The following is a 20977-nucleotide window of genomic DNA, read 5'->3' on the forward strand; positions in this document are numbered from 1 at the left end:
TTAGTGTGATTGTGACAAGCGTTTTACCGCTGTCTGTAAAGCGTATGAATAGCCGTCTGCACCCAGCCCACAAATCACGCCAGCGGCGATATCTGACAGGTAGGAATGGTGGCGGAACGGCTCGCGGGCGTGCACGTTACTCAGGTGGATCTCGATAAACGGGATACTCACCGCGAGCAGTGCGTCGCGTATAGCAACACTGGTGTGCGTAAACGCGGCCGGATTGATCAGGATATAGTCCACAGTGTCTTTAGCCTGATGAATACGGTCGATGATTGCGTACTCCGCGTTTGACTGAAAATGGTCCAAATCCACATTCAGCGACGCTGCTTCCGTACTCAGACGGTTAACAATTTCGCTCAATGTCAGCGTGCCGTACTTCTCTGGCTCACGGGTGCCGAGCATGTTCAGGTTCGGTCCGTTTAAAACTAAAATTTGGAATTTATCAGCCATTGTGCCGCTATCTCCTGCGATTTTCGGGTAAAAAACAACATATACCCTCAAAGCGCAATTGTCACCCTTTCAGAGGCCTAAAACCCCTGTCGGGAAAACCGAAGTCGCACATTATAACGATTTCGTAGCATTTGGCAGCTAAATACTGGTCTTATCAGGGAAGATTATCAACCGCTATCCGAAAAAGATTCGCGGTTGATAAATAATCTGCGGGAAAACGCACAGTTTCGTGAACTATCGCAACCACTGGCGGAACTTCTTGTAACGCCACGCTAAAAGGGCCAGGGCCAGCAGAGCATAGATGACCGGCTGAGGGGATAAAATCTTCACCGACCACAGGTAATGAATGGGGGCGAGGATCGCGACAAGATAGACGAAGTTGTGCAGCAGTTGCCAGCGTCGACCCAGTTTTCGCTGCACATACTGCGTGGAGGTCAGCGTCAGCGCCAGTAAAACCAGCCAGCTTACGATACCCAGCGTCAGATAGGGACGCGTCACCAGTTCGCTGCCAAGGAGTGCCAGGTTGTTAATGCCCAGTTCCAGCAGGGCGTAGCTGGTGAGATGCAGCGTCGCCCAGGCAAAACACCATAGCCCTAAAAGCCGACGGGTACGTATCAATAATGGCTGTTTAGCGTAGCGCGCCAGCGGTGAGACGAGCAAGGTCGCCAGCAAAAATTTCAGAGCCATCCGACCCGTAAAATGCTGAATATCTTTCGCCGGATCGGCACTGAACTGTCCCTGGCTGGCTGCCCAGAAGAGCCAGATAAAAGGGAGCAATCCGGCTAAATGCAGGAGTACCTTCAGCCAGGTTATCTGCTTTGCCGTTAAACGCACTTAGAAGTTCTCCCGTAAGTTCAGCCCACGGTAGAGGGATGCCACCTCATCCGCATAGCCGTTAAACAGCAGCGTTGGCTGGCGTTTAACATCCAGCGCGCCGCCGGAACCGATAAAACGTTCCGTTGCCTGCGACCAGCGCGGATGGTCAACGTGCGGGTTAACGTTGGCAAAAAAACCATACTCGTCAGGCGCTGCCAGGTTCCAGGTGGTGGGGGGGCGTTCACGGGTGAGCTTAATGCTGACGATCGATTTGATGCCCTTGAAACCGTATTTCCACGGTACGGTCAGGCGAATGGGCGCCCCGTTTTGCGGCGGCAGCGCTTTGCCATAAACCCCGACGGTGAGCAGCGTAAGCGGATGCATGGCTTCGTCGAGACGTAAACCTTCAACGTAGGGATACTCCAGCCCGCCGCCGATAAACCGATCCTTCTGGCCTGGCATCTCGTCCGGGGCATAGCGCGTCTGGAAGGAAACATACTTCGCGTTGCTGGTGGGCTCAACCAGCGCCAGCAGTTTGTGCAAAGGGAAACCTACCCACGGCACCACCATCGACCAGGCTTCCACACAGCGCATACGGTAAATGCGTTCTTCAAGGGGGAAGCGGGTGGTGAGGTCATGATGATCCAGCGTCAGCGGTTTTGCCACCTCGCCATCTATCTTCAGCGTCCAGGGATCGGTTTTCATGCTCCCGGCGTTGGCGGCAGGATCGGCCTTATCAAGACCAAACTCATAGAAGTTGTTATAGCCGGTGACTTTGTCTTCCGGCGTTAGCGTCAGTTTATTCTGCCACTGCGCTGGTTTCGTGAAGTTAAGCGGTGCGCCGGAGGGGGCTTTCGGGCGATCGTTGCCCTTAAACCAGTCGAGCAGATCGGCATGGGCCGCAGGGGTGAGCGTCAGGGCGGTGGCGCTGATGCCAAGCATTTTCAGGATCTGGCGGCGCTGTAGCATAAAGACAGATTCAGACGTTACGTCGGCTTCCGTCAGTTTTCGGGTTTTCATGGCATCCTCCGTCAGGCGTTTTTCTAAGCATGACGGAGGAGGAGGGTTAGCGCGAATATGTCACGAAAATTTGAAGATTAGGCGATTTTAACCAGCGCACGACCGTGGAACTGGTTGTCCATGATTTTACTGGCGAACTCTGGCGCCTGGCTCAGGGTAATCTCCGTGGCGCTCTGCTCATAGAATGAGGCTGGCAGATCCTGCACCAGACGTTCCCAGGCCTCAGCCCGCCGCTCGGCTGGGGCCATGACCGAATCGACACCCTGAAGACGCACGTTACGCAGAATAAATGGCATCACCGTTGTCGGCAGGGCAAAACCACCCGCCAGTCCACAGGCCGCCACGCAGCCGCCGTAATTCATTTGCGCCAGCACCTTCGCCAGCACTTTGTCGCCGACGGTATCTACTGCGCCAGCCCAGACCTGTTTTTCCAGCGGGCGGGTCTCGGTAAATTCGTCGCGGCTCAGAATGCGGCTTGCGCCCAGCTGACGTAGATAATCATGCGTACTTTCGCGGCCAGAGACGGCGGCGACCTGATACCCCAGCTTGTGCAGCAGCGTGACGGCCGTGCTGCCCACGCCGCCGCTGGCGCCGGTGACGACAATTTCGCCCGACTCAGGACGGATCCCGGCCTCTTCCAGCGCCATCACGCACAGCATGGCCGTGAAACCTGCCGTGCCGATGATCATCGCCTTACGACCGTCCAGACCTTTGGGCATCGGGACCAGCCAGTCACCTTTTACGCGCGCCTGCGCTGCCAGTCCGCCCCAGTGGTTTTCACCTACTCCCCAGCCGGTGAGCAGCACCTGCTGTCCGGCGTGAAAACGCGGATCTTCACTGGTATGCACGCGGCCTGCAAAGTCGATTCCTGGCACCATCGGGAAATTTCGGATGATTTTACCTTTTCCCGTAATCGCCAGTGCATCCTTATAGTTCAGGCTGGACCAGTCGATATCTACGGTCACGTCGCCCTCCGGCAGGCGGCTCTCCTCAATGGTTTGCACCGAGGCAACGGTTTTGCCGTCCTGCTGTTCTAAGATCAAAGCCTGCATACAGGGTCCTCACTAGGTTTGATGATGGGAAAATATGTTCTGATGACTATACTCGCTCAATGAAACGCAGTGCCGATTTAACGCAATAAATTGCCAGATACACCAGGTTTGGTAGTATGTCGCATTTGAAATGCAAGTTAGTGCTCACTTGCACCCCCCTTCAACCCACGGAGTAATCTCAAGGATGCGATTAACGACGAAGTTCTCAGCTTTTATTACCTTGCTGACGGGGCTGACCATATTTGTCACGCTAATTGGCTGCTCGCTGAGCTTTTACAATGCCATCCAGGATAAGCTGATTAACCGGGTTGAATCGGTTGCATCGGTTATCGACACTCGCCTGATTACAACCTCCTTCCCGGCGCTTTCGCGTGAGCTGGATGAGTTAATGGTGCCTGTGGATATAGTGCAGATCGACATTAAACAGGGGAAGCAGACCGTTTTCAGCCATACCCGCCAGGGCAGCTATCGTCCTGCCGGCACGGTAGATCAGTATCGGGACGTTACGGTTCATTCGCTTAAACATCCGGGTATGACAATTCATCTGATGTACCAGGATCCGATGAGCAACTATTTACGCTCGCTCATGACCACCGCGCCCTTAACCATCGCCGTTGCCTTTATCGTACTGCTGATTTTCCTCGCGGTTCGCTGGCAGCGTCGTCAACTTTCCGGCCAGGAACTGCTGGAAACACGCTCCGTGCGGATACTGAATGGCGAGCGGGGTCCGCAGGTGCGGGGATCGGTTTATGAATGGCCATCACGCACCAGTAGCGCCCTGGACGTGCTGCTCTCCGAAATCCAGTTTGCCAGCGATCAGCGTAGCCGTATGGACACGTTGATTCGCTCTTACGCCGCGCAGGATAACAAAACGGGCCTGAACAACCGTCTCTTCTTTGATAATCAGCTGGCTACGCTTCTTGATGACCCCGAAAAGGTGGGTACGCATGGCGTGGTAATGATGATTCGCCTGCCCGACTTCGATCTGCTCCGTGATACCTGGGGCCAGCGCGTGGCGGAAGAGAACCTCTTTACGCTGATTAACCTGCTGTCCACCTTTATTATGCGCTACCCCGGCGCGTTACTGGCACGCTACCACCGCAGCGACTTTGCCGTCTTGCTGCCGCATCGCACCTTAAAGGAGTCCGAGAGTATCGCCAGCCAGCTGCTGAAAGCCGTCGATGCGCTGCCCCAGAGCAAAATGCTCGACAGAGACGACATGGTGCATATGGGCATCTGTGCCTGGCGCGGCGGTCAGTCGACGGAGCAGGTGATGGAACATGCGGAAGCGGCCACGCGTAACGCCGTATTGCAGGGGGCGAACGGCTGGGCGGTCTATGATGATACGCTGCCGGAGAAAGGGCGTGGCAACGTGCGCTGGCGAACCCTGATTGAACAGATGCTGAGCCGGGGCGGACCGCGCATCTATCAAAAACCGGCGGTCATGAAGAGTGGTCATGTCCATCATCGTGAGTTGATGTGCCGTATTTTTGATGGCACCGAAGAGGTTATCTCCGCGGAATATCTGCCCATGGTGTTGCAATTCGGATTGTCCGAAGAGTATGACCGTCAGCAAATCACCCGCCTCATTCCGTTTTTATCGTACTGGCCTGAAGAAAATCTGGCTTTGCAGGTGACCGTCGAATCGCTGATCCGTCCGCGCTTCCAGCGCTGGTTACGTGACACGTTAATGCAATGCGAAAAATCGCAACGCAAACGCATTATTTTTGAACTTGCAGAGGCAGATGTAGGTCAACACATCAGCCGGTTGCGCCCGGTGGTGCGTTTAATCAATGCGCTTGGGGCTCGCGTGGCGGTAACCCAGGCGGGTCTGACGCTGGTGAGTACCAGCTGGATCAAAGAGCTGGATGTTGAATTATTGAAGCTGCATCCGGGTCTGGTAAGGAATATTGAAAAACGCACCGAAAACCAGCTGCTGGTACAAAGCCTGGTGGAAGCGTGCAAAGGAACGCAAACGCAAGTATTTGCCGCAGGCGTACGTTCACGAAGTGAATGGCAGATGTTGACAGAGCGCGGCGTGACGGGCGGTCAGGGGGATTTTTTTGCCGCCTCTCAGCCGCTTGACACCAATGTGAAAAAATATTTGCAAAGATACTCTGTTTGACCTGCCGTTTACTTTGTTTTCACGTAGAATATCGCGCCTGTAGCTTTGAGCAAGACGAGCATAAAAGCCAGTGAACGACCTTTAATGGGTTACAAGTGAAAGTGAGGGACGCTGCTGTTTACTCAGCCCTGAGGGATTCAGGGGATGAATTTGTAACAAAGGAAACGTGCTGCACTAATTTTCACCGTAGCAGACGATTTTTGCGCCTTGTCGCTGCTGCGTGTGGTTGGTAAAGTAAGCGGATTTTGTTTTCCGCCCCAGCTTTCAGGATTATCCCTTAGTATGTTGAAAAAATTTCGTGGCATGTTTTCCAATGACCTGTCCATTGACCTGGGTACCGCGAATACCCTTATTTATGTAAAAGGACAAGGCATCGTATTGAATGAGCCTTCCGTTGTGGCCATTCGTCAGGATCGTGCCGGCTCGCCAAAAAGCGTGGCCGCAGTAGGTCATGATGCGAAGCAGATGCTGGGCCGTACGCCGGGCAACATCGCCGCGATCCGCCCAATGAAAGACGGCGTTATTGCTGACTTCTTCGTGACCGAAAAAATGCTTCAGCACTTCATCAAGCAGGTTCACAGCAACAGCTTCATGCGCCCAAGCCCGCGCGTGCTGGTGTGTGTGCCGGTTGGCGCAACCCAGGTTGAACGCCGTGCGATCCGTGAATCCGCTCAGGGTGCCGGTGCGCGTGAAGTGTTCCTGATTGAAGAACCGATGGCTGCGGCAATTGGTGCGGGTCTGCCGGTTTCTGAAGCTACCGGTTCTATGGTGGTGGATATCGGTGGCGGTACCACTGAAGTGGCCGTTATCTCCCTGAACGGCGTAGTGTACTCCTCCTCCGTACGTATCGGCGGTGACCGTTTCGACGAAGCCATCATCAACTACGTTCGCCGTAACTACGGCTCTCTGATCGGTGAAGCGACCGCAGAGCGCATCAAGCACGAAATCGGTTCTGCCTATCCGGGTGATGAAGTTCGCGAGATCGAAGTTCGCGGTCGTAACCTGGCGGAAGGCGTGCCACGCGGATTCACCCTGAACTCCAACGAAATCCTGGAAGCGTTGCAGGAGCCGCTGACCGGCATCGTGAGCGCAGTGATGGTTGCGCTGGAACAGTGCCCGCCAGAGCTGGCCTCCGATATCTCCGAGCGCGGTATGGTTCTGACCGGTGGTGGTGCACTGCTGCGTAACCTCGACCGCCTGTTAATGGAAGAGACAGGTATTCCTGTCGTAGTTGCAGAAGATCCACTGACTTGCGTCGCCCGTGGTGGTGGCAAGGCGCTGGAAATGATCGACATGCACGGCGGCGACTTGTTTAGCGAAGAGTAGTCGGGTGTGAGAGGGTAGCAATTTGCTACCCTTTCTCTCTGACGCGAGAATACGCATAGCCTATGAAGCCAATTTTTAGCCGTGGCCCGTCGCTACAGTTTCGCCTGATCCTGGCGGTTCTGGTTGCGCTCGGGGTCATTATTGCCGATAGCCGCCTCGGTACGTTCAGCCAGATCCGAACGTACATGGATACCGCCGTCAGTCCTTTCTACTTTATTTCAAATGGTCCCCGTGAACTGCTCGACTCCGTGTCGCAAACGCTCTCATCGCGTGACCAGCTCGAACTTGAAAACCGTGCGTTACGCCAGGAGCTGCTGCTGAAAAACAGCGAGCTGCTGATGCTGGGGCAATATAAGCAGGAAAACGCACGCCTGCGTGAACTGCTTGGCTCGCCGCTGCGCCAGGATGAACAGAAAATGGTCACCCAGGTGATCTCCACCGTAAACGATCCGTACAGCGATCAGGTGGTGATTGATAAAGGCAGCGTGAACGGCGTATACGAAGGTCAGCCTGTCATCAGCGATAAAGGCGTCGTGGGCCAGGTTGTGGCGGTTGCCAAACTGACCAGCCGCGTGCTGCTGATTTGCGATGCCACCCATGCACTGCCGATTCAGGTGCTGCGTAACGATATTCGCGTGATTGCCGCCGGTAATGGCTGCACGGACGATCTGCAACTGGAACATCTGCCCGCCAACACGGATATCCGCGTGGGCGACGTGCTGGTGACGTCCGGTCTGGGCGGTCGTTTCCCTGAGGGCTACCCGGTTGCGGTTGTCTCTTCCGTGAAGCTCGATACTCAGCGTGCCTATACCGTGATTCAGGCGCGTCCAACGGCTGGCTTGCAGCGTTTGCGCTACCTGCTGCTGCTGTGGGGCGCCGATCGTAACGGCGCTAACCCGATGACCCCGGAAGATGTGCATCGCGTGGCCAATGAACGCCTGATGCAGATGATGCCGCAGGTGCTGCCTGCGCCGGATGCGATGGGACCACCTGCACCCGTACCGGCTCCGGCGACGGGGTTAACGCAGCCGCTGCCGGACGCGCCGCCACCGCCGCAAGTCTCGGGTGGAGGGCAGTAGTGGCCAGTTATCGTAGCCAGGGGCGCTGGGTAATCTGGCTCTCATTCCTCGTTGCACTGTTGCTGCAAATTATGCCCTGGCCGGACGACATTCTTGTTTTCCGGCCAAACTGGGTATTGCTCATTTTGCTCTACTGGATCCTCGCCCTGCCGCACCGCGTAAATGTCGGCACAGGTTTTGTGATGGGTGCCATACTGGATCTTATCAGTGGCTCTACGCTTGGCGTCCGCGCCTTATCCATGAGCATTATTGCGTATCTCGTCGCACTCAAATTCCAGCTCTTTCGTAACCTTGCGCTCTGGCAACAGGCGCTGGTGGTGATGTTGTTGTCGCTCGCTGCGGATATCGTTGTTTTCTGGGCAGAGTTTTTAGTGATCAACGTCTCTTTCCGACCGGAAGTGTTCTGGAGTAGTGTAGTAAACGGTGTGCTCTGGCCGTGGCTGTTCCTGCTGATGCGTAAAATTCGCCAGCAGTTTGCCGTGCAATAAAAGGTTTCTATGACGTCTTTGTATCTTGCCTCCGGTTCTCCGCGTCGCCAGGAACTGCTCGCGCAGTTGGGTGTCTCCTTCGAACGCATCGTTACCGGTATTGAAGAAAAACGTGCTGAGGGTGAAAGCGCTCAGCAGTATGTCTCTCGTCTGGCACGTGAAAAAGCGCAGGCGGGCGTGGCATGCGTGCCGCGTGACTTACCGGTACTGGGTGCGGATACCATCGTCATTCTCAATGGTGAGGTGCTTGAGAAACCCCGCGACGCAGACCATGCGGCGCGGATGCTGCGTAGCATGTCCGGACAAACCCATCAGGTGATGACGGCGGTAGCGCTGGCAGACAGCCAGTACGTTCTGGATTGCCTTGTGGTAACGGAAGTGACGTTCAGAGTCCTCACCGACGAGGAGATCGCCGGCTATATCGCCAGCGGTGAACCTATGGATAAAGCAGGTGCATACGGTATTCAAGGGTTGGGTGGCTGTTTTGTCAGGAAGATAAATGGCAGCTATCACGCCGTAGTCGGCTTACCGCTGGTGGAAACGTATGAGTTGCTGAGCAATTTTAACTCACTGCGTGAGGGAAGGGATAATTATGACGGCTGAATTGTTGGTAAACGTAACGCCATCGGAAACCCGTGTGGCCTACATTGATGGTGGCATTCTCCAGGAAATTCATATTGAGCGTGAAGCGCGACGCGGAATCGTAGGCAATATCTACAAAGGTCGTGTCAGTCGTGTCCTGCCGGGTATGCAGGCGGCTTTTGTAGATATTGGGCTCGATAAGGCAGCGTTTTTACATGCCTCCGATATCATGCCGCACACCGAATGCGTGGCAGGCGAAGAGCAAAAGCAGTTTGCCGTGCGCGACATCTCTGAGCTGGTGCGTCAGGGCCAGGATCTGATGGTGCAGGTGGTAAAAGATCCGCTGGGCACCAAAGGCGCGCGTCTGACCACCGACATCACCCTGCCTTCACGCTATCTGGTCTTTATGCCGGGGGCGTCGCACGTCGGCGTGTCACAGCGTATTGAGAGCGAAAGCGAGCGTGAGCGCCTGAAAAAGGTGGTCAGCGCCTACTGCGACGAGCAGGGCGGGTTTATTATCCGTACCGCGGCGGAAGGGATCAGCGAAGAAGATCTGGCCTCGGATGCGGCCTACCTGAAGCGCGTCTGGACCAAAGTGATGGAGCGTAAAAAACGCAACCAGACCCGCTACCGGCTGTACGGTGAGCTGGCGCTCGCTCAGCGCGTATTACGCGATTTCGCCGACGCCCAGCTTGACCGCATCCGCGTGGATTCCCGTCTGACGTACGAAGCCTTACTGGAGTTCACCGCCGAGTACATCCCGGAAATGCCGGGTCTGCTGGAGCATTACACCGGACGCCAGCCGATATTTGACCTCTATGACGTTGAAAACGAAATCCAGCGTGCGCTGGAGCGTAAGGTTGAGCTGAAATCGGGTGGCTATCTGATCATCGATCAAACCGAAGCGATGACCACCGTCGATATCAACACCGGCGCGTTTGTCGGCCATCGCAACCTCGATGACACCATCTTCAACACCAACATCGAAGCGACGCAGGCCATCGCGCGCCAGCTGCGCCTGCGTAATCTGGGCGGCATTATCATCATCGACTTTATCGATATGAACAATGAAGATCACCGCCGTCGCGTGCTGCACTCCCTGGAGCAGGCGCTGAGTAAAGATCGCGTGAAAACCAGCATCAATGGCTTCTCGCAGCTCGGTCTGGTGGAAATGACCCGGAAACGGACCCGCGAAAGCGTGGAACATGTCCTGTGTAATGAGTGTCCAACCTGCCATGGACGCGGAACGGTAAAGACGGTGGAGACGGTCTGCTACGAGATCATGCGTGAGATTGTCCGTGTCCATCATGCCTACGACTCAGACCGTTTTCTGGTCTATGCTTCCCCTGCGGTGGCGGAGGCCCTGAAAGGGGAAGAGTCGCACGCGCTGGCGGAAGTGGAAATCTTTGTCGGCAAACAGGTAAAAGTGCAAATTGAGCCGCTCTATAACCAGGAGCAGTTTGACGTCGTCATGATGTAAACGCAGTTCGCTGCGAGATTTAAGGCTGACAAGGAGAGACGCGTGAGGCGATTGCCGGGGATTTTACTGCTTACAGGGGCAACGCTGGTCGTGATTGTCGCGTTGCTCGTGAGCGGGCTGCGTCTCGCCTTGCCGCATCTGGACAGCTGGCGTCCGCAGATCCTGGCAAAAATCGAATCCGCCACCGGCCTGCCAGTGGACGTGAGCCATATCGAGGCAAGCTGGCAGAACTTTGGCCCGACGCTTGATGCGCGCGATATCCGCGCCAGCCTGAAAGATGGCGGCAACCTCAAAATCAAACGCGTCACCCTGGCGCTGGATGTCTGGCAAAGCCTGCTGCATCTGCGCTGGCAGTTTCGCGATCTCACCTTTTATCAACTTCAGTTTCTGACCAATACTCCGCTGACGGGCGGTGATAATAATCAGGGTCTGGAAGCCAACCGCTTCAGCGATCTCTTCCTCCGCCAGTTCGATCATTTCGATCTGCGCGACAGCGAAGTGAGCTTTATTACCCTTTCCGGGCAGCGCGCTGAGCTGGCGATCCCACAGCTGACCTGGTTAAACGGGAAAGATCGCCACCGCGCCGAGGGGCAGGTGAATCTCTCCAGCCTGAACGGGCAGCACGGCGTTATGCAGGTGCGGATGGATCTGCGCGACGACAATGGCCTGCTGAACAACGGCAGGGTGTGGCTACAGGCGGACGACGTGGACGTGAAGCCGTGGCTCGGTGAGTGGCTACAGCAGAACATGCAGCTGGAAACCGCGCGCTTCAGCCTGGAAGGCTGGATGACCCTGACGAACGGGGCGTTCGCCAGCGGCGATATCTGGCTTAAGCAGGGGGGCGCGAGCTGGAAGGGGGAAAACCATCAGCATCAACTTTCCGTCGATAACCTCACCGCACACGTGACGCAGGATAAAGGCGGCTGGCAGTTCGCTATCCCGGATACGCGCATCTCCATGGATAACAAACCCTGGCCGCGCGGCGCGCTGACGCTGGCGTGGATGCCGGAGCAGGACGTCGGCGGGATAAACGGTAAACGCAGCGACGAGTTGCGTATCCGCGCCAGTAACCTGGATCTGACGGCGATCGAAGGGCTGCGTTCAATGGCCGCAAAACTCTCCCCGGAGCTGGGCGAAATCTGGCTGGCGACGCAGCCGAGCGGGCAGATAAACCGGCTGGCGCTGGATATTCCGCTCCAGGCCACGGAAAAGACGCGTTTTCAGGCGGCATGGAAAAATCTCGCATGGAAACAGTGGAAACTGCTGCCGGGTGCCGAGCACTTCAGCGGTAAACTGGAAGGAAGCGTGGAAAACGGCAGGCTGACGGCAGAAATGCAGGACGCGAAAATGCCGTACGAAACGGTCTTCCGTGCGCCACTGGAGATCGAAAAGGGAAATGCCACCCTCAACTGGCTGAAGAATGACAAAGGTTTTCAGCTCGATGGCCGCGATATTGATGTAAAAGCCAAAGCGGTCCACGCGCGCGGTAATTTCCGTTATCTACAGCCTGAAGGCGATGAGCCGTGGCTGGGTATTCTGGCGGGCATCAGCACGGATGACGGTTCACAGGCGTGGCGCTATTTCCCGGAAAACCTGATGGGGAAAGCGCTGGTGGACTATCTCAGCGGCGCCATTCAGGGCGGCCAGGCGGATAACGCCACGCTGGTCTACGGCGGCAACCCGCACCTGTTCCCGTATAAGCACAACGAAGGCCAGTTCCAGGTTCTGGTGCCGCTACGCAACGCCACCTATGCCTTCCAGCCGGACTGGCCGGCGCTGAAGAATCTGGATATTGAACTCAACTTCCTGAATGACGGCCTGTGGATGAAGACGGACAGCGTTGCGCTGGGCGGCGTAACGGCAAGCAACCTGACGGCAAACATCCCGGATTACTCCAAAGAGAAACTGCTGATTGATGCGGATATTAAGGGGCCGGGTAAAGCGGTTGGCCCGTACTTTGAAGATACGCCGCTGAATGACTCCCTGGCAGCCACCCTTCAGCAGTTGCAATTAGATGGCGATGTGAATGCTCGCTTACATCTGGATATCCCGCTGGACGGTGAAATGACCACCGCCAAAGGTGACGTTCGCCTTAATAACAACAGCCTCTATATCAAGCCGCTGGACAGCACGCTGAACAACCTCAGCGGTCAGTTCAGCTTTGTTAACGGCACGCTGAAAAGTGAGCCGCTGAAAGCGACCTGGTTCAATCAACCCGTCAATATCGATTTCTCCACCATTGAGGGCGATAAAGCCTACCAGGTGGCGGTCAATATGGACGCGAACTGGCAGCCGTCACGCATGGATGTTCTGCCGAAGCCGATTGAGAATGCGGTGGACGGCGCGGTGTCATGGAATGGCAAGGTCGCCATCGACCTGCCTTATCATGCCGGTGCGCGCTATAACGTCGACATTACGGGCGATCTGAAAAACCTCAGCAGCCAGATTCCCGCGCCGCTGAATAAGAAAAGCGGTGAAGCATTGCCCGTCAACGTTAAGGTTGTGGGCAACCTCAACAGCTTCGATTTAACCGGAAACGCTGGCGGAACAAACCACTTCAACAGCCGCTGGCTGCTTAACCGCAAGCTGACGCTGGACAGGGCGATCTGGACGACGGACAGCCGTACCACGCCGCCGCTGCCGGAGCAGGCGGGCGTTGAACTGAATCTCCCGCCGATGGATGGCGCAGAGTGGCTGGCACTGTTCCAGAAAGGTGTCGGGCAAAACGTCGACCAAACGGCGCAGTTCCCGCAGTCCATTACCTTGCGCACGCCTGCGCTGAGGCTGGGCGGGCAGCAGTGGAACAACCTGAGTATTGTCTCCCGGCCGACGGTAAACGGCTCAAAGGTCGAGGCGCAGGGGCGTGAGATCAACGGTTCGTTGACCATGCGCGATCACGCGCCATGGCAGGCGGCTATCCGTTATCTCTATTACAATCCGACCTTTACGGCGTCTAAAGCACAGTCGACAAGCGCTTCTCCTGTCAGTGGCAGTGGAACGTCGCGCGTGGATTTCAGCGGCTGGCCCGATCTCCAGCTGCGCTGTGCGGAGTGCTGGCTGTGGGGGCAAAAATATGGCCGTATCGACGGTGATTTTGCTATTCAGGGCAATACGCTGAGCCTCACTGGCGGGTTGGTGGATACCGGCTTTGGCCGCATGACTGCCGCTGGCGAATGGGTGAACAAACCGGGTGAACAGCGCACCTCGCTGAAGGGCGATATTAAAGGCAACAAGCTGGACGCCGCGGCTAACTTCTTCGGCATCAGCACGCCGCTGCGCGGATCGTCCTTCGATGTGAATTACGATCTGCACTGGCGCGCTGCGCCATGGACACCCGATGAAGCTTCGCTTAACGGCATCCTGAAAACCAACTTCGGTAAGGGTGAGATTGCCGATGTGAGCACGGGGCGCGCCGGGCAGATCCTGCGTCTGCTGAGTTTTGACGCGCTGCTGCGCAAGCTGCGCTTCGACTTTAGCGACACCTTCAGCGAAGGTTTCTATTACGATTCCATTCGCAGCACGGCGTGGATCAAAGACGGCGTTCTGCACACCGACGACACGCTGGTGGACGGCCTGGAAGCGGATATCGCGATGAAAGGGTCAGTGGATCTCGTGCGCCGCGAGCTGGATATGGAGGCCGTGGTGGCGCCGGAAATTTCCGCAAGCGTGGGCGTGGCGGCGGCCTTTGTGGTTAACCCGATTGTCGGTGCGGCGGTGTTTGCGGCCAGTAAAGTGCTGGGGCCGCTCTGGAGCAAAGTCTCGATTCTGCGCTATCGCATTACCGGGCCGGTTGATAAACCACAGATTAATGAGGTGCTGCGCCAGCCGCGCAAAGAAGCACAGCAATGATTTGACGTGGGCATGTAATTGCCTCACTCTCAATAAATACGATCTTTATACCGCCACGGGCGGCAACGAACGAGTAGCAATACGATGAGTCTGAACCTGGTAAGTGAACATTTGCTCGCAGCGAACGGCCTGAGCCATCAGGACCTGTTCTCAATTCTTGGTCAACTGACCGAACGCCGCCTCGACTACGGCGATCTCTATTTCCAGTCGAGCTATCACGAATCCTGGGTTTTAGAAGACAGCATCATTAAAGATGGCTCTTATAACATTGACCAGGGCGTCGGCGTGCGCGCCGTCAGCGGCGAAAAAACCGGTTTTGCCTATGCAGACCAGATAAGCCTGGCCGCGCTGGAGCAGAGCGCGCAGGCGGCGCGAACCATTGTGCGCGATACGGGCGACGGACGGGTGAAAACGCTGGGTGAAGTGCAGCACGCTGCGCTCTATACCAGCATCGACCCGCTGCAAAGCATGAGCCGCGAGGAGAAGCTGGACATCCTGCGTCGCGTGGACAAAGTGGCTCGCGCGGCGGACAAGCGTGTGCAGGAAGTCTCTGCCAGCCTGACCGGGGTTTATGAACTGATCCTGGTGGCGGCGACGGACGGTACCCTGGCGGCGGATGTTCGCCCGCTGGTGCGTCTCTCTATCAGCGTGCAGGTTGAAGACGACGGCAAGCGCGAGCGCGGCTCAAGCGGTGGCGGCGGTCGTTTTGGCTATGACTGGTTCCTGGGCGATGTTGACGGCGAAGCCCGCGCGGATGCATGGGCAAAAGAAGCCGTGCGCATGGCGCTGGTCAACCTGTCTGCCGTGGCTGCACCCGCCGGTACGTTGCCGGTGGTACTGGGCGCAGGCTGGCCGGGCGTGCTGCTGCACGAAGCGGTCGGTCACGGCCTGGAAGGTGATTTCAACCGTCGCGGGACGTCCGTATTCAGCGGTCAGATGGGGCAGCTTGTCTCCTCCGAACTGTGTACCGTGGTGGATGATGGCACCATGCTCGACCGTCGCGGCTCAATTTCTGTCGACGATGAAGGTACGCCGGGTCAGTACAACGTGCTGATCGAAAATGGCGTACTGAAAGGCTACATGCAGGACAAGCTTAACGCACGGCTGATGGGCGTAGCGCCAACGGGTAACGGCCGTCGCGAATCCTACGCGCACCTGCCGATGCCGCGCATGACCAACACTTACATGCTGCCGGGCAAATCCACGCCGCAGGAGATTATCGAATCCGTTGATTACGGTATCTTCGCGCCAAACTTTGGTGGCGGTCAGGTGGATATCACCTCCGGCAAATTTGTCTTCTCTACCTCAGAGGCGTATCTGATTGAGAAGGGCAAAGTGACCAAAGCGGTGAAGGGCGCAACCCTGATTGGCTCCGGTATTGAGGCCATGCAGCAGATCTCCATGGTTGGTAACGACCTGAAGCTGGATAACGGCGTGGGCGTTTGCGGCAAAGAGGGCCAGAGCCTGCCTGTGGGCGTCGGTCAGCCGACGCTGAAAGTGGATAATCTGACGGTGGGCGGCACGGCCTGATCTTAGGATGCATAAAAAAGGCGCTACATCGGTAGCGCCTTTTTTTTAACGTAAGTTACCCAGCGGGATCTCGGGATCAGGCTCGTGAGTAATGCGGTTACGCAAGTCACGACGAATAATTTCGATCGACCAGAACCAGACCAGATGTCCCACGATCTCTGACACGTGTTCATACCACGGCAATTCAAACAGCGGTGGCGTCAGACCCATCAGCGGGAAGGAGATCATATGCACAAAAAGCTGGGCTAACGCACCCGCCAGCAAACCTTGCCAGAGTTTAATTTTCGGGAAGACTTCCGCAACGACGCAATACCCCACAGCGAAGACGATTGAGAAAATAATATGGGTTACGCCGACCCAGTTAAATATATGTCCGGCAAATGTATAAACTGCTGCGTTAGGATCAACAACGCCCAGCCAGTCACGTAAAAATACATAGGGAGGGTTTAAAAAATTGCGGGAACAGTCAATCTGACTTGCGGCTCTTATTAATTGCTCAGGTCCGCATGCGGCGGTGAATAAATCGGTGGGACTGCGTGGCGGAAGTGGCACTTCGGCTCCCCATTTGACAAAAGCGGAGACGATCCCTGCTATTAAACCGATGAACGCGGCGAGTCCATAGCGCCTGCGTGAAGGCGGTGTTTGTTCAAACAGATTCATTTTTTTTCCTTGTTTAACGTCATCCTGCGGAATGCATTTTATTATTCATATCAGCAACAAATTAATAACAGTCTGACGAGCAGACTGCATATAAAGTAATGGGGTGACGGCGGGAGTGTCAATTATCGATTCCTGATAGTGGCGAAAGAATATTCCTGAATGAACAAGGGATTCATCCTGTTTATATTCATCTGTCATTTACGTTCAGGAATAAAGTGATTATTCCTTCCTTCTGCCCCGCATGCCCTGAAACAGCTCCGCCACTTCCACAAAATAGTCCGTCAGATAGTTAATACAGACCTGCACCTTCAGCGGCAGCTTGTCCTTTTCGGTATAGAGCGCGTACACCGGACGCGGATCGGACTGGTAGCGCGGGAAGAGGATCTCCAGCACGCCGCTGTTGATCTCGTTGATCACCCACATCAGCGGTACGTAGGCGATCCCGGCCCCGGCCACCAGCCAGCGTGAGATGGTCATCGGATCGTTGGTCACGAAGCGGCCTTCAGGCAGCAGTTTAGTGGAAAGCCCTTCCGGGGCGATCAGTTCAAATTCGTTATCTGGCCGAACGCTGTATTCCAGCCACGAGTGGTTGCTCAGGTCGGCAGGTTTTTCCGGCACGCCATACTGTGCCAGATAGCTTTTCGACGCGCAGACCACCATCGGCATGCTGCCCAGTCGACGCGAGAACAGGCTTGAGTCCTGCAACGCGCCAACGCGGATCACCACGTCTAACCCATCGGCAATCAGATCCGGTGCCGGAATGCCCGTAACCAGATTAACGGTTAAACCGGGGTACTCTTTCAGCATTTCCGCCGTCATGGCAGCGAGAACATTTTGTGCCATAGTTGAAGAACACCCGATACGCAGCGTGCCGATAGGGGTGTTGTTAAAGGCATAGAGCTGCTCGTGAACGTCCTGCACCTCATGCAGCATTCGACGGCAGCCCTGATAGTAAATTTTACCCGCTTCCGTCAGCCCAATGCTACGGGTGCTGCGGTTGAGCAGCTTCACCTGAAGCTCATCTTCCAGTTTTGACACTGTCTGGCTAATGGATGAGACGCTCATTTGTAGCTGACGTGCTGCGGCGGTAAAAGAGCCTTGCTCAACCACTTTCGCAAAGACGGACATGCGTTTTAGACGTTCCATTATTCACTCTGGCTTAAAAGTGATTTAGATCACATATGATAGATAACAGCATAACAGTTACGTTAATATATTATTAATTACATAACGGCTGCGCCACTCTCGCCCGGCAATTCTTGCTCTCCTGCGGCGGCGCGAGCTTAAAAATCCAGTAACCTGCACTCTCTTTAATCAAGGTCAACATGAGTCTGTTTCCCGTTATCGTGGTGTTCGGTTTGTCGTTCCCACCGATATTTTTCGAGCTTCTTTTATCACTGGCGATCTTCTGGCTGGTGCGCAAGGTGCTGGTCCCTACCGGGATTTATGATTTCGTCTGGCATCCTGCATTGTTCAATACCGCGCTGTATTGCTGTCTGTTCTATTTAATATCGCGCATGTTTGTCTGAGGTTGATGTGAAAACGCTAACAAGAAAAATCTCCCGCACTGCCATCACTATGGCGCTGGTCATCCTGGCGTTCATCGCTATTTTTCGCGCCTGGGTTTATTACACCGAATCCCCGTGGACGCGCGATGCGCGTTTCAGCGCGGAGGTGGTCGCGATAGCGCCCGATGTCGCCGGTCTCATTACGGCGGTCAACGTCCACGATAACCAACTGGTGAAAAAAGATCAGGTACTGTTCACCATCGACCAGCCGCGCTATCAAAAAGCGCTGGAAGAAGCGGAAGCCGACGTGGCGTATTACAACGCGCTGGCCTCTGAAAAACGCCGTGAAGCAGGTCGCCGTAACAAGCTGGGCATCCAGGCCATGTCCCGGGAAGAGATTGACCAGTCCAATAACGTGCTGCAAACCGTGCTGCATCAGCTGGCAAAAGCGCAGGCGACGCGCGATCTGGCGAAGCTCGATCTGGAACGTACCGTTATCCGCGCCCCGTCCGATGGCTGGGTGACCAACCTCAACGTCTATGCGGGTGAGTTTATCACGCGCGGTTCTACGGCCGTGGCGCTGGTGAAACAGAACTCTTTCTACGTCCTCGCCTATATGGAAGAGACCAAGCTGGAAGGCGTGCGTCCGGGCTATCGCGCCGAAATCACGCCGCTCGGCAGCAACCGGGTCCTGAAAGGAACCGTGGACAGCGTGGCCGCGGGGGTGACCAACTCCAGCAGTACCAATGATTCAAAAGGGATGGCGACCGTCGATTCTAATCTCGAGTGGGTACGCCTGGCGCAGCGCGTACCGGTACGCATTCGTCTGGATGAGCAGCAGAGCAACCTCTGGCCCGCAGGCACCACGGCGACGGTGGTGATCACGGGAGAAAAAGACCGTGATGCCAGCCAGGATTCGATCTTCCGTCAAATCGCCCATCGCCTGCGCGAGTTTGGTTGATCGCTATGGGCATTTTTTCCATCGCCAGCCAGCACATCCGCTTCGCCGTGAAGCTGGCATGCGCCATTGTGCTGGCGCTGTTTGTTGGCTTCCATTTCCAGCTTGAAACGCCGCGCTGGGCCGTTCTGACCGCCGCGATCGTCGCCGCCGGTCCAGCCTTCGCGGCGGGTGGCGAACCTTACTCCGGGGCAATTCGCTATCGCGGGATGCTGCGTATTATCGGCACCTTTATCGGCTGTATCGCCGCCCTGACCATTATCATCCTGATGATCCGCACGCCGCTGCTGATGCTGATTGTGTGCTGTATCTGGGCGGGTTTTTGCACCTGGGTCTCTTCGCTGGTGAAGGTGGAGAACTCGTACGCCTGGGGTCTGGCGGGATATACCGCGCTGATTATTATCATCACTATTCAGAGTGAACCGCTGCTTGCTCCGCAGTTCGCCGTGGAACGTTGCAGTGAGATTGTCATTGGTATCGTCTGCGCGATTGTCGCAGATCTGCTTTTCTCTCCGCGATCCATCAAGCAGGAAGTCGATCGTGAGCTGGACGCGCTGATTGTTGCCCAGTACCAGCTTATGCAGCTGTGCATTAAGCACGGCGACAGCGAAGAGGTCGACAAGGCCTGGAGCGCGCTGGTGCGCCGCACGCAGGCGCTGGAAGGGATGCGCAGTAATCTCAACATGGAGTCTTCCCGCTGGGAGCGGGCCAATCGTCGTCTGAAAGCGATCAATACCGTCTCGTTAACGCTGATCACCCAGGCGTGTGAAACCTACCTGATTCAGAACACCCGCCCCGAAGTGGTAACGGATACCTTCCGCGAACTGTTTGATGAGCCCGTGGAGACGGTGCAGGACGTGCATCGACAGCTCAAACGCATGCGTCGTGTGATTGCCTGGACGGGAGAACGGGATACGCCAGTCACCATTTATACCTGGGTAGGCGCCGCAACGCGCTACCTGCTCCTGAAACGCGGCGTGATTAGCAACACCAAAATCAGTGCGGCGGAAGAAGAGGTGTTACAGGGCGAAGTGGTGATCAAACCGGAATCCGCCGAGCGCCACCATGCGATGGTTAACTTCTGGCGTACCACCCTGGCCTGTATACTCGGCACGCTGTTCTGGCTGTGGACCGGCTGGACGTCCGGCAGCGGCGCGATGGTGATGATTGCCGTCGTCACCGCGCTGGCGATGCGTCTGCCCAACCCACGCATGGTCGCGATCGATTTTCTGTACGGCACCATTGCAGCGTTACCCATTGGCGCGCTCTACTTCCTGGTGATTATTCCCTCGACGCAGCAAAGCATGCTTTTGCTCTGCATCAGCCTGGCGGTGATGGCGTTCTTTATCGGGATCGAGGTACAAAAACGCCGTCTGGGATCGTTAGGCGCGCTGGCGAGCACGATTAACATCATCGTGCTGGATAACCCGATGACCTTCCATTTCAGCCAGTTCCTGGATAGCGCATTAGGTCAGCTGGTGGGCTGTTTCCTGGCGATGATGGTGATCCTGCTGGTGCGGGATAACTCTCAGGCGCGGACAGGGCGCGTACTTCTGAATCAGTTTGTGTCGGCCGCCGTATCGTCCTTGACCACCAACACCGCGCGGCGCAAGGAGAACCACCTGCCGGCGCTCTATCAGCAGTTGTTCCTGTTGCTGAATAAATTCCCGGGCGATGTCGCCCGCTTCCGCCTGGCGTTAATCATGATTATCGCGCACCAGCGTCTGCGGAACGCGCCAGTGCCGATCAACGATGATTTGTCCGCCTTCCACCGCCAGCTACGGCGAACGGCGGACCATGTGATATCGGCATCGAGTGATGACAAACGTCGCCGCTACTTTAAGCAACTGCTGGAGGAGCTGGATATCTACCAGGAGAAACTGCGGATCTGGGAAGCGCCGCCGCAGGTTACCGAGCCGGTAGAGCGGCTGGTGTTTATGCTGCGCCGCTACCAGAATGCGCTGACAGACAGCTAACGAAGAGAAAACCGACGCCAAAAGCGTCGGTTTTTTTGTGGCTATACTTATTCTTGCAGGTTCAAACATTCAGGA

General features: G+C 56.0%; 17 protein-coding genes. 11 read left to right on the plus strand and 6 right to left on the minus strand.

The annotated features are described in order from the left end of the window. The 4 genes from aroQ to RHN82_RS11960 form a co-directional block, all read right to left on the minus strand. Complete coding sequence (gene aroQ / locus RHN82_RS11945; protein ID WP_003860391.1) at positions 1 to 453, minus strand: type II 3-dehydroquinate dehydratase; 453 nt, start codon at positions 451 to 453, stop codon at positions 1 to 3. Between the two features lie 234 nt (positions 454 to 687). Next, positions 688 to 1287 carry a protein-methionine-sulfoxide reductase heme-binding subunit MsrQ gene (gene msrQ / locus RHN82_RS11950; protein ID WP_047051263.1) on the minus strand — a complete coding sequence of 200 codons (600 nt, stop codon included), beginning with the start codon at positions 1285 to 1287 and terminating at the stop codon, positions 688 to 690. Further along, positions 1288 to 2289, minus strand: coding sequence for a protein-methionine-sulfoxide reductase catalytic subunit MsrP (gene msrP, locus RHN82_RS11955; RefSeq protein WP_032626457.1), 1002 nt, complete (start codon positions 2287 to 2289; stop codon positions 1288 to 1290). Positions 2290 to 2366: 77 nt separating this feature from the next. After that, positions 2367 to 3341, minus strand: a complete 975-nt coding sequence (locus RHN82_RS11960; RefSeq protein WP_047051262.1) for an MDR family oxidoreductase — start codon at positions 3339 to 3341, stop codon at positions 2367 to 2369. Between the two features lie 184 nt (positions 3342 to 3525). Here RHN82_RS11960 and csrD point away from each other — a divergent pair, with 184 nt between their 5' ends. From csrD to tldD, 8 genes are all read left to right on the plus strand, one after another. Beyond that, the gene (csrD, locus tag RHN82_RS11965; RefSeq protein WP_047051261.1) at positions 3526 to 5466 is read left to right on the plus strand and encodes an RNase E specificity factor CsrD; all 1941 of its coding nucleotides are present in this window, start codon (positions 3526 to 3528) and stop codon (positions 5464 to 5466) included. A 282-nt stretch (positions 5467 to 5748) separates the two neighbouring features. After that, the gene (mreB, locus tag RHN82_RS11970; RefSeq protein ID WP_000913396.1) at positions 5749 to 6792 is read left to right on the plus strand and encodes a rod shape-determining protein MreB; all 1044 of its coding nucleotides are present in this window, start codon (positions 5749 to 5751) and stop codon (positions 6790 to 6792) included. A gap of 62 nt (positions 6793 to 6854) precedes the next feature. Then, a complete protein-coding gene (mreC, locus tag RHN82_RS11975; RefSeq protein ID WP_003860400.1) occupies positions 6855 to 7871 on the plus strand; it encodes a rod shape-determining protein MreC in 1017 nt (338 codons plus the stop codon). Next, positions 7871 to 8359, plus strand: coding sequence for a rod shape-determining protein MreD (gene mreD / locus RHN82_RS11980; RefSeq protein ID WP_003860402.1), 489 nt, complete (start codon positions 7871 to 7873; stop codon positions 8357 to 8359). Before mreC ends, mreD begins: the two co-directional genes overlap by 1 nt. A 9-nt stretch (positions 8360 to 8368) precedes the next feature. Beyond that, positions 8369 to 8962 (plus strand): nucleoside triphosphate pyrophosphatase, encoded by a 594-nt coding sequence (locus RHN82_RS11985; RefSeq protein ID WP_040118162.1) that lies wholly within the window; start codon positions 8369 to 8371, stop codon positions 8960 to 8962. After that, a complete protein-coding gene (gene rng, locus RHN82_RS11990; protein ID WP_003860405.1) occupies positions 8952 to 10421 on the plus strand; it encodes a ribonuclease G in 1470 nt (489 codons plus the stop codon). The genes RHN82_RS11985 and rng overlap by 11 nt, the downstream gene beginning before the upstream one ends. Before the next feature lie 42 nt (positions 10422 to 10463). Further along, complete coding sequence (gene yhdP, locus RHN82_RS11995; protein ID WP_047051260.1) at positions 10464 to 14270, plus strand: AsmA2 domain-containing protein YhdP; 3807 nt, start codon at positions 10464 to 10466, stop codon at positions 14268 to 14270. 84 nt (positions 14271 to 14354) lie between these two features. Then, positions 14355 to 15800 carry a metalloprotease TldD gene (gene tldD / locus RHN82_RS12000; RefSeq protein ID WP_045340029.1) on the plus strand — a complete coding sequence of 482 codons (1446 nt, stop codon included), beginning with the start codon at positions 14355 to 14357 and terminating at the stop codon, positions 15798 to 15800. 45 nt (positions 15801 to 15845) lie between these two features. On the opposite strand, the gene RHN82_RS12005 is transcribed toward tldD, so the two are convergent. Both RHN82_RS12005 and aaeR read right to left on the minus strand, forming a co-directional pair. Beyond that, positions 15846 to 16460: a YagU family protein gene (locus RHN82_RS12005; protein ID WP_047051259.1), complete on the minus strand. Its 615-nt coding sequence runs from the start codon at positions 16458 to 16460 to the stop codon at positions 15846 to 15848. A 219-nt stretch (positions 16461 to 16679) separates the two neighbouring features. Further along, positions 16680 to 17606, minus strand: coding sequence for an HTH-type transcriptional activator AaeR (gene aaeR / locus RHN82_RS12010; protein ID WP_003860415.1), 927 nt, complete (start codon positions 17604 to 17606; stop codon positions 16680 to 16682). 179 nt (positions 17607 to 17785) lie between these two features. On the opposite strand from aaeR, the gene aaeX reads away from it, so the two are divergent. Genes aaeX through aaeB form a run of 3 tightly spaced genes read left to right on the plus strand, consistent with a single transcriptional unit; the run spans position 17786 to position 20902 of the window. Next, a complete protein-coding gene (gene aaeX / locus RHN82_RS12015; RefSeq protein WP_003860416.1) occupies positions 17786 to 17989 on the plus strand; it encodes a p-hydroxybenzoic acid efflux pump operon protein AaeX in 204 nt (67 codons plus the stop codon). Positions 17990 to 17996: 7 nt separating this feature from the next. Continuing rightward, the gene (aaeA, locus tag RHN82_RS12020; RefSeq protein WP_003860417.1) at positions 17997 to 18929 is read left to right on the plus strand and encodes a p-hydroxybenzoic acid efflux pump subunit AaeA; all 933 of its coding nucleotides are present in this window, start codon (positions 17997 to 17999) and stop codon (positions 18927 to 18929) included. 5 nt (positions 18930 to 18934) lie between these two features. Next, entirely contained in the window at positions 18935 to 20902 is a 1968-nt protein-coding gene (gene aaeB, locus RHN82_RS12025) for a p-hydroxybenzoic acid efflux pump subunit AaeB (RefSeq protein WP_047051258.1), read from the plus strand. Positions 20903 to 20977 lie beyond the last annotated feature (75 nt).

Source organism: Enterobacter cloacae complex sp. EB5, from assembly GCF_031432835.1.
GTDB lineage: Bacteria > Pseudomonadota > Gammaproteobacteria > Enterobacterales > Enterobacteriaceae > Enterobacter > Enterobacter hormaechei_C.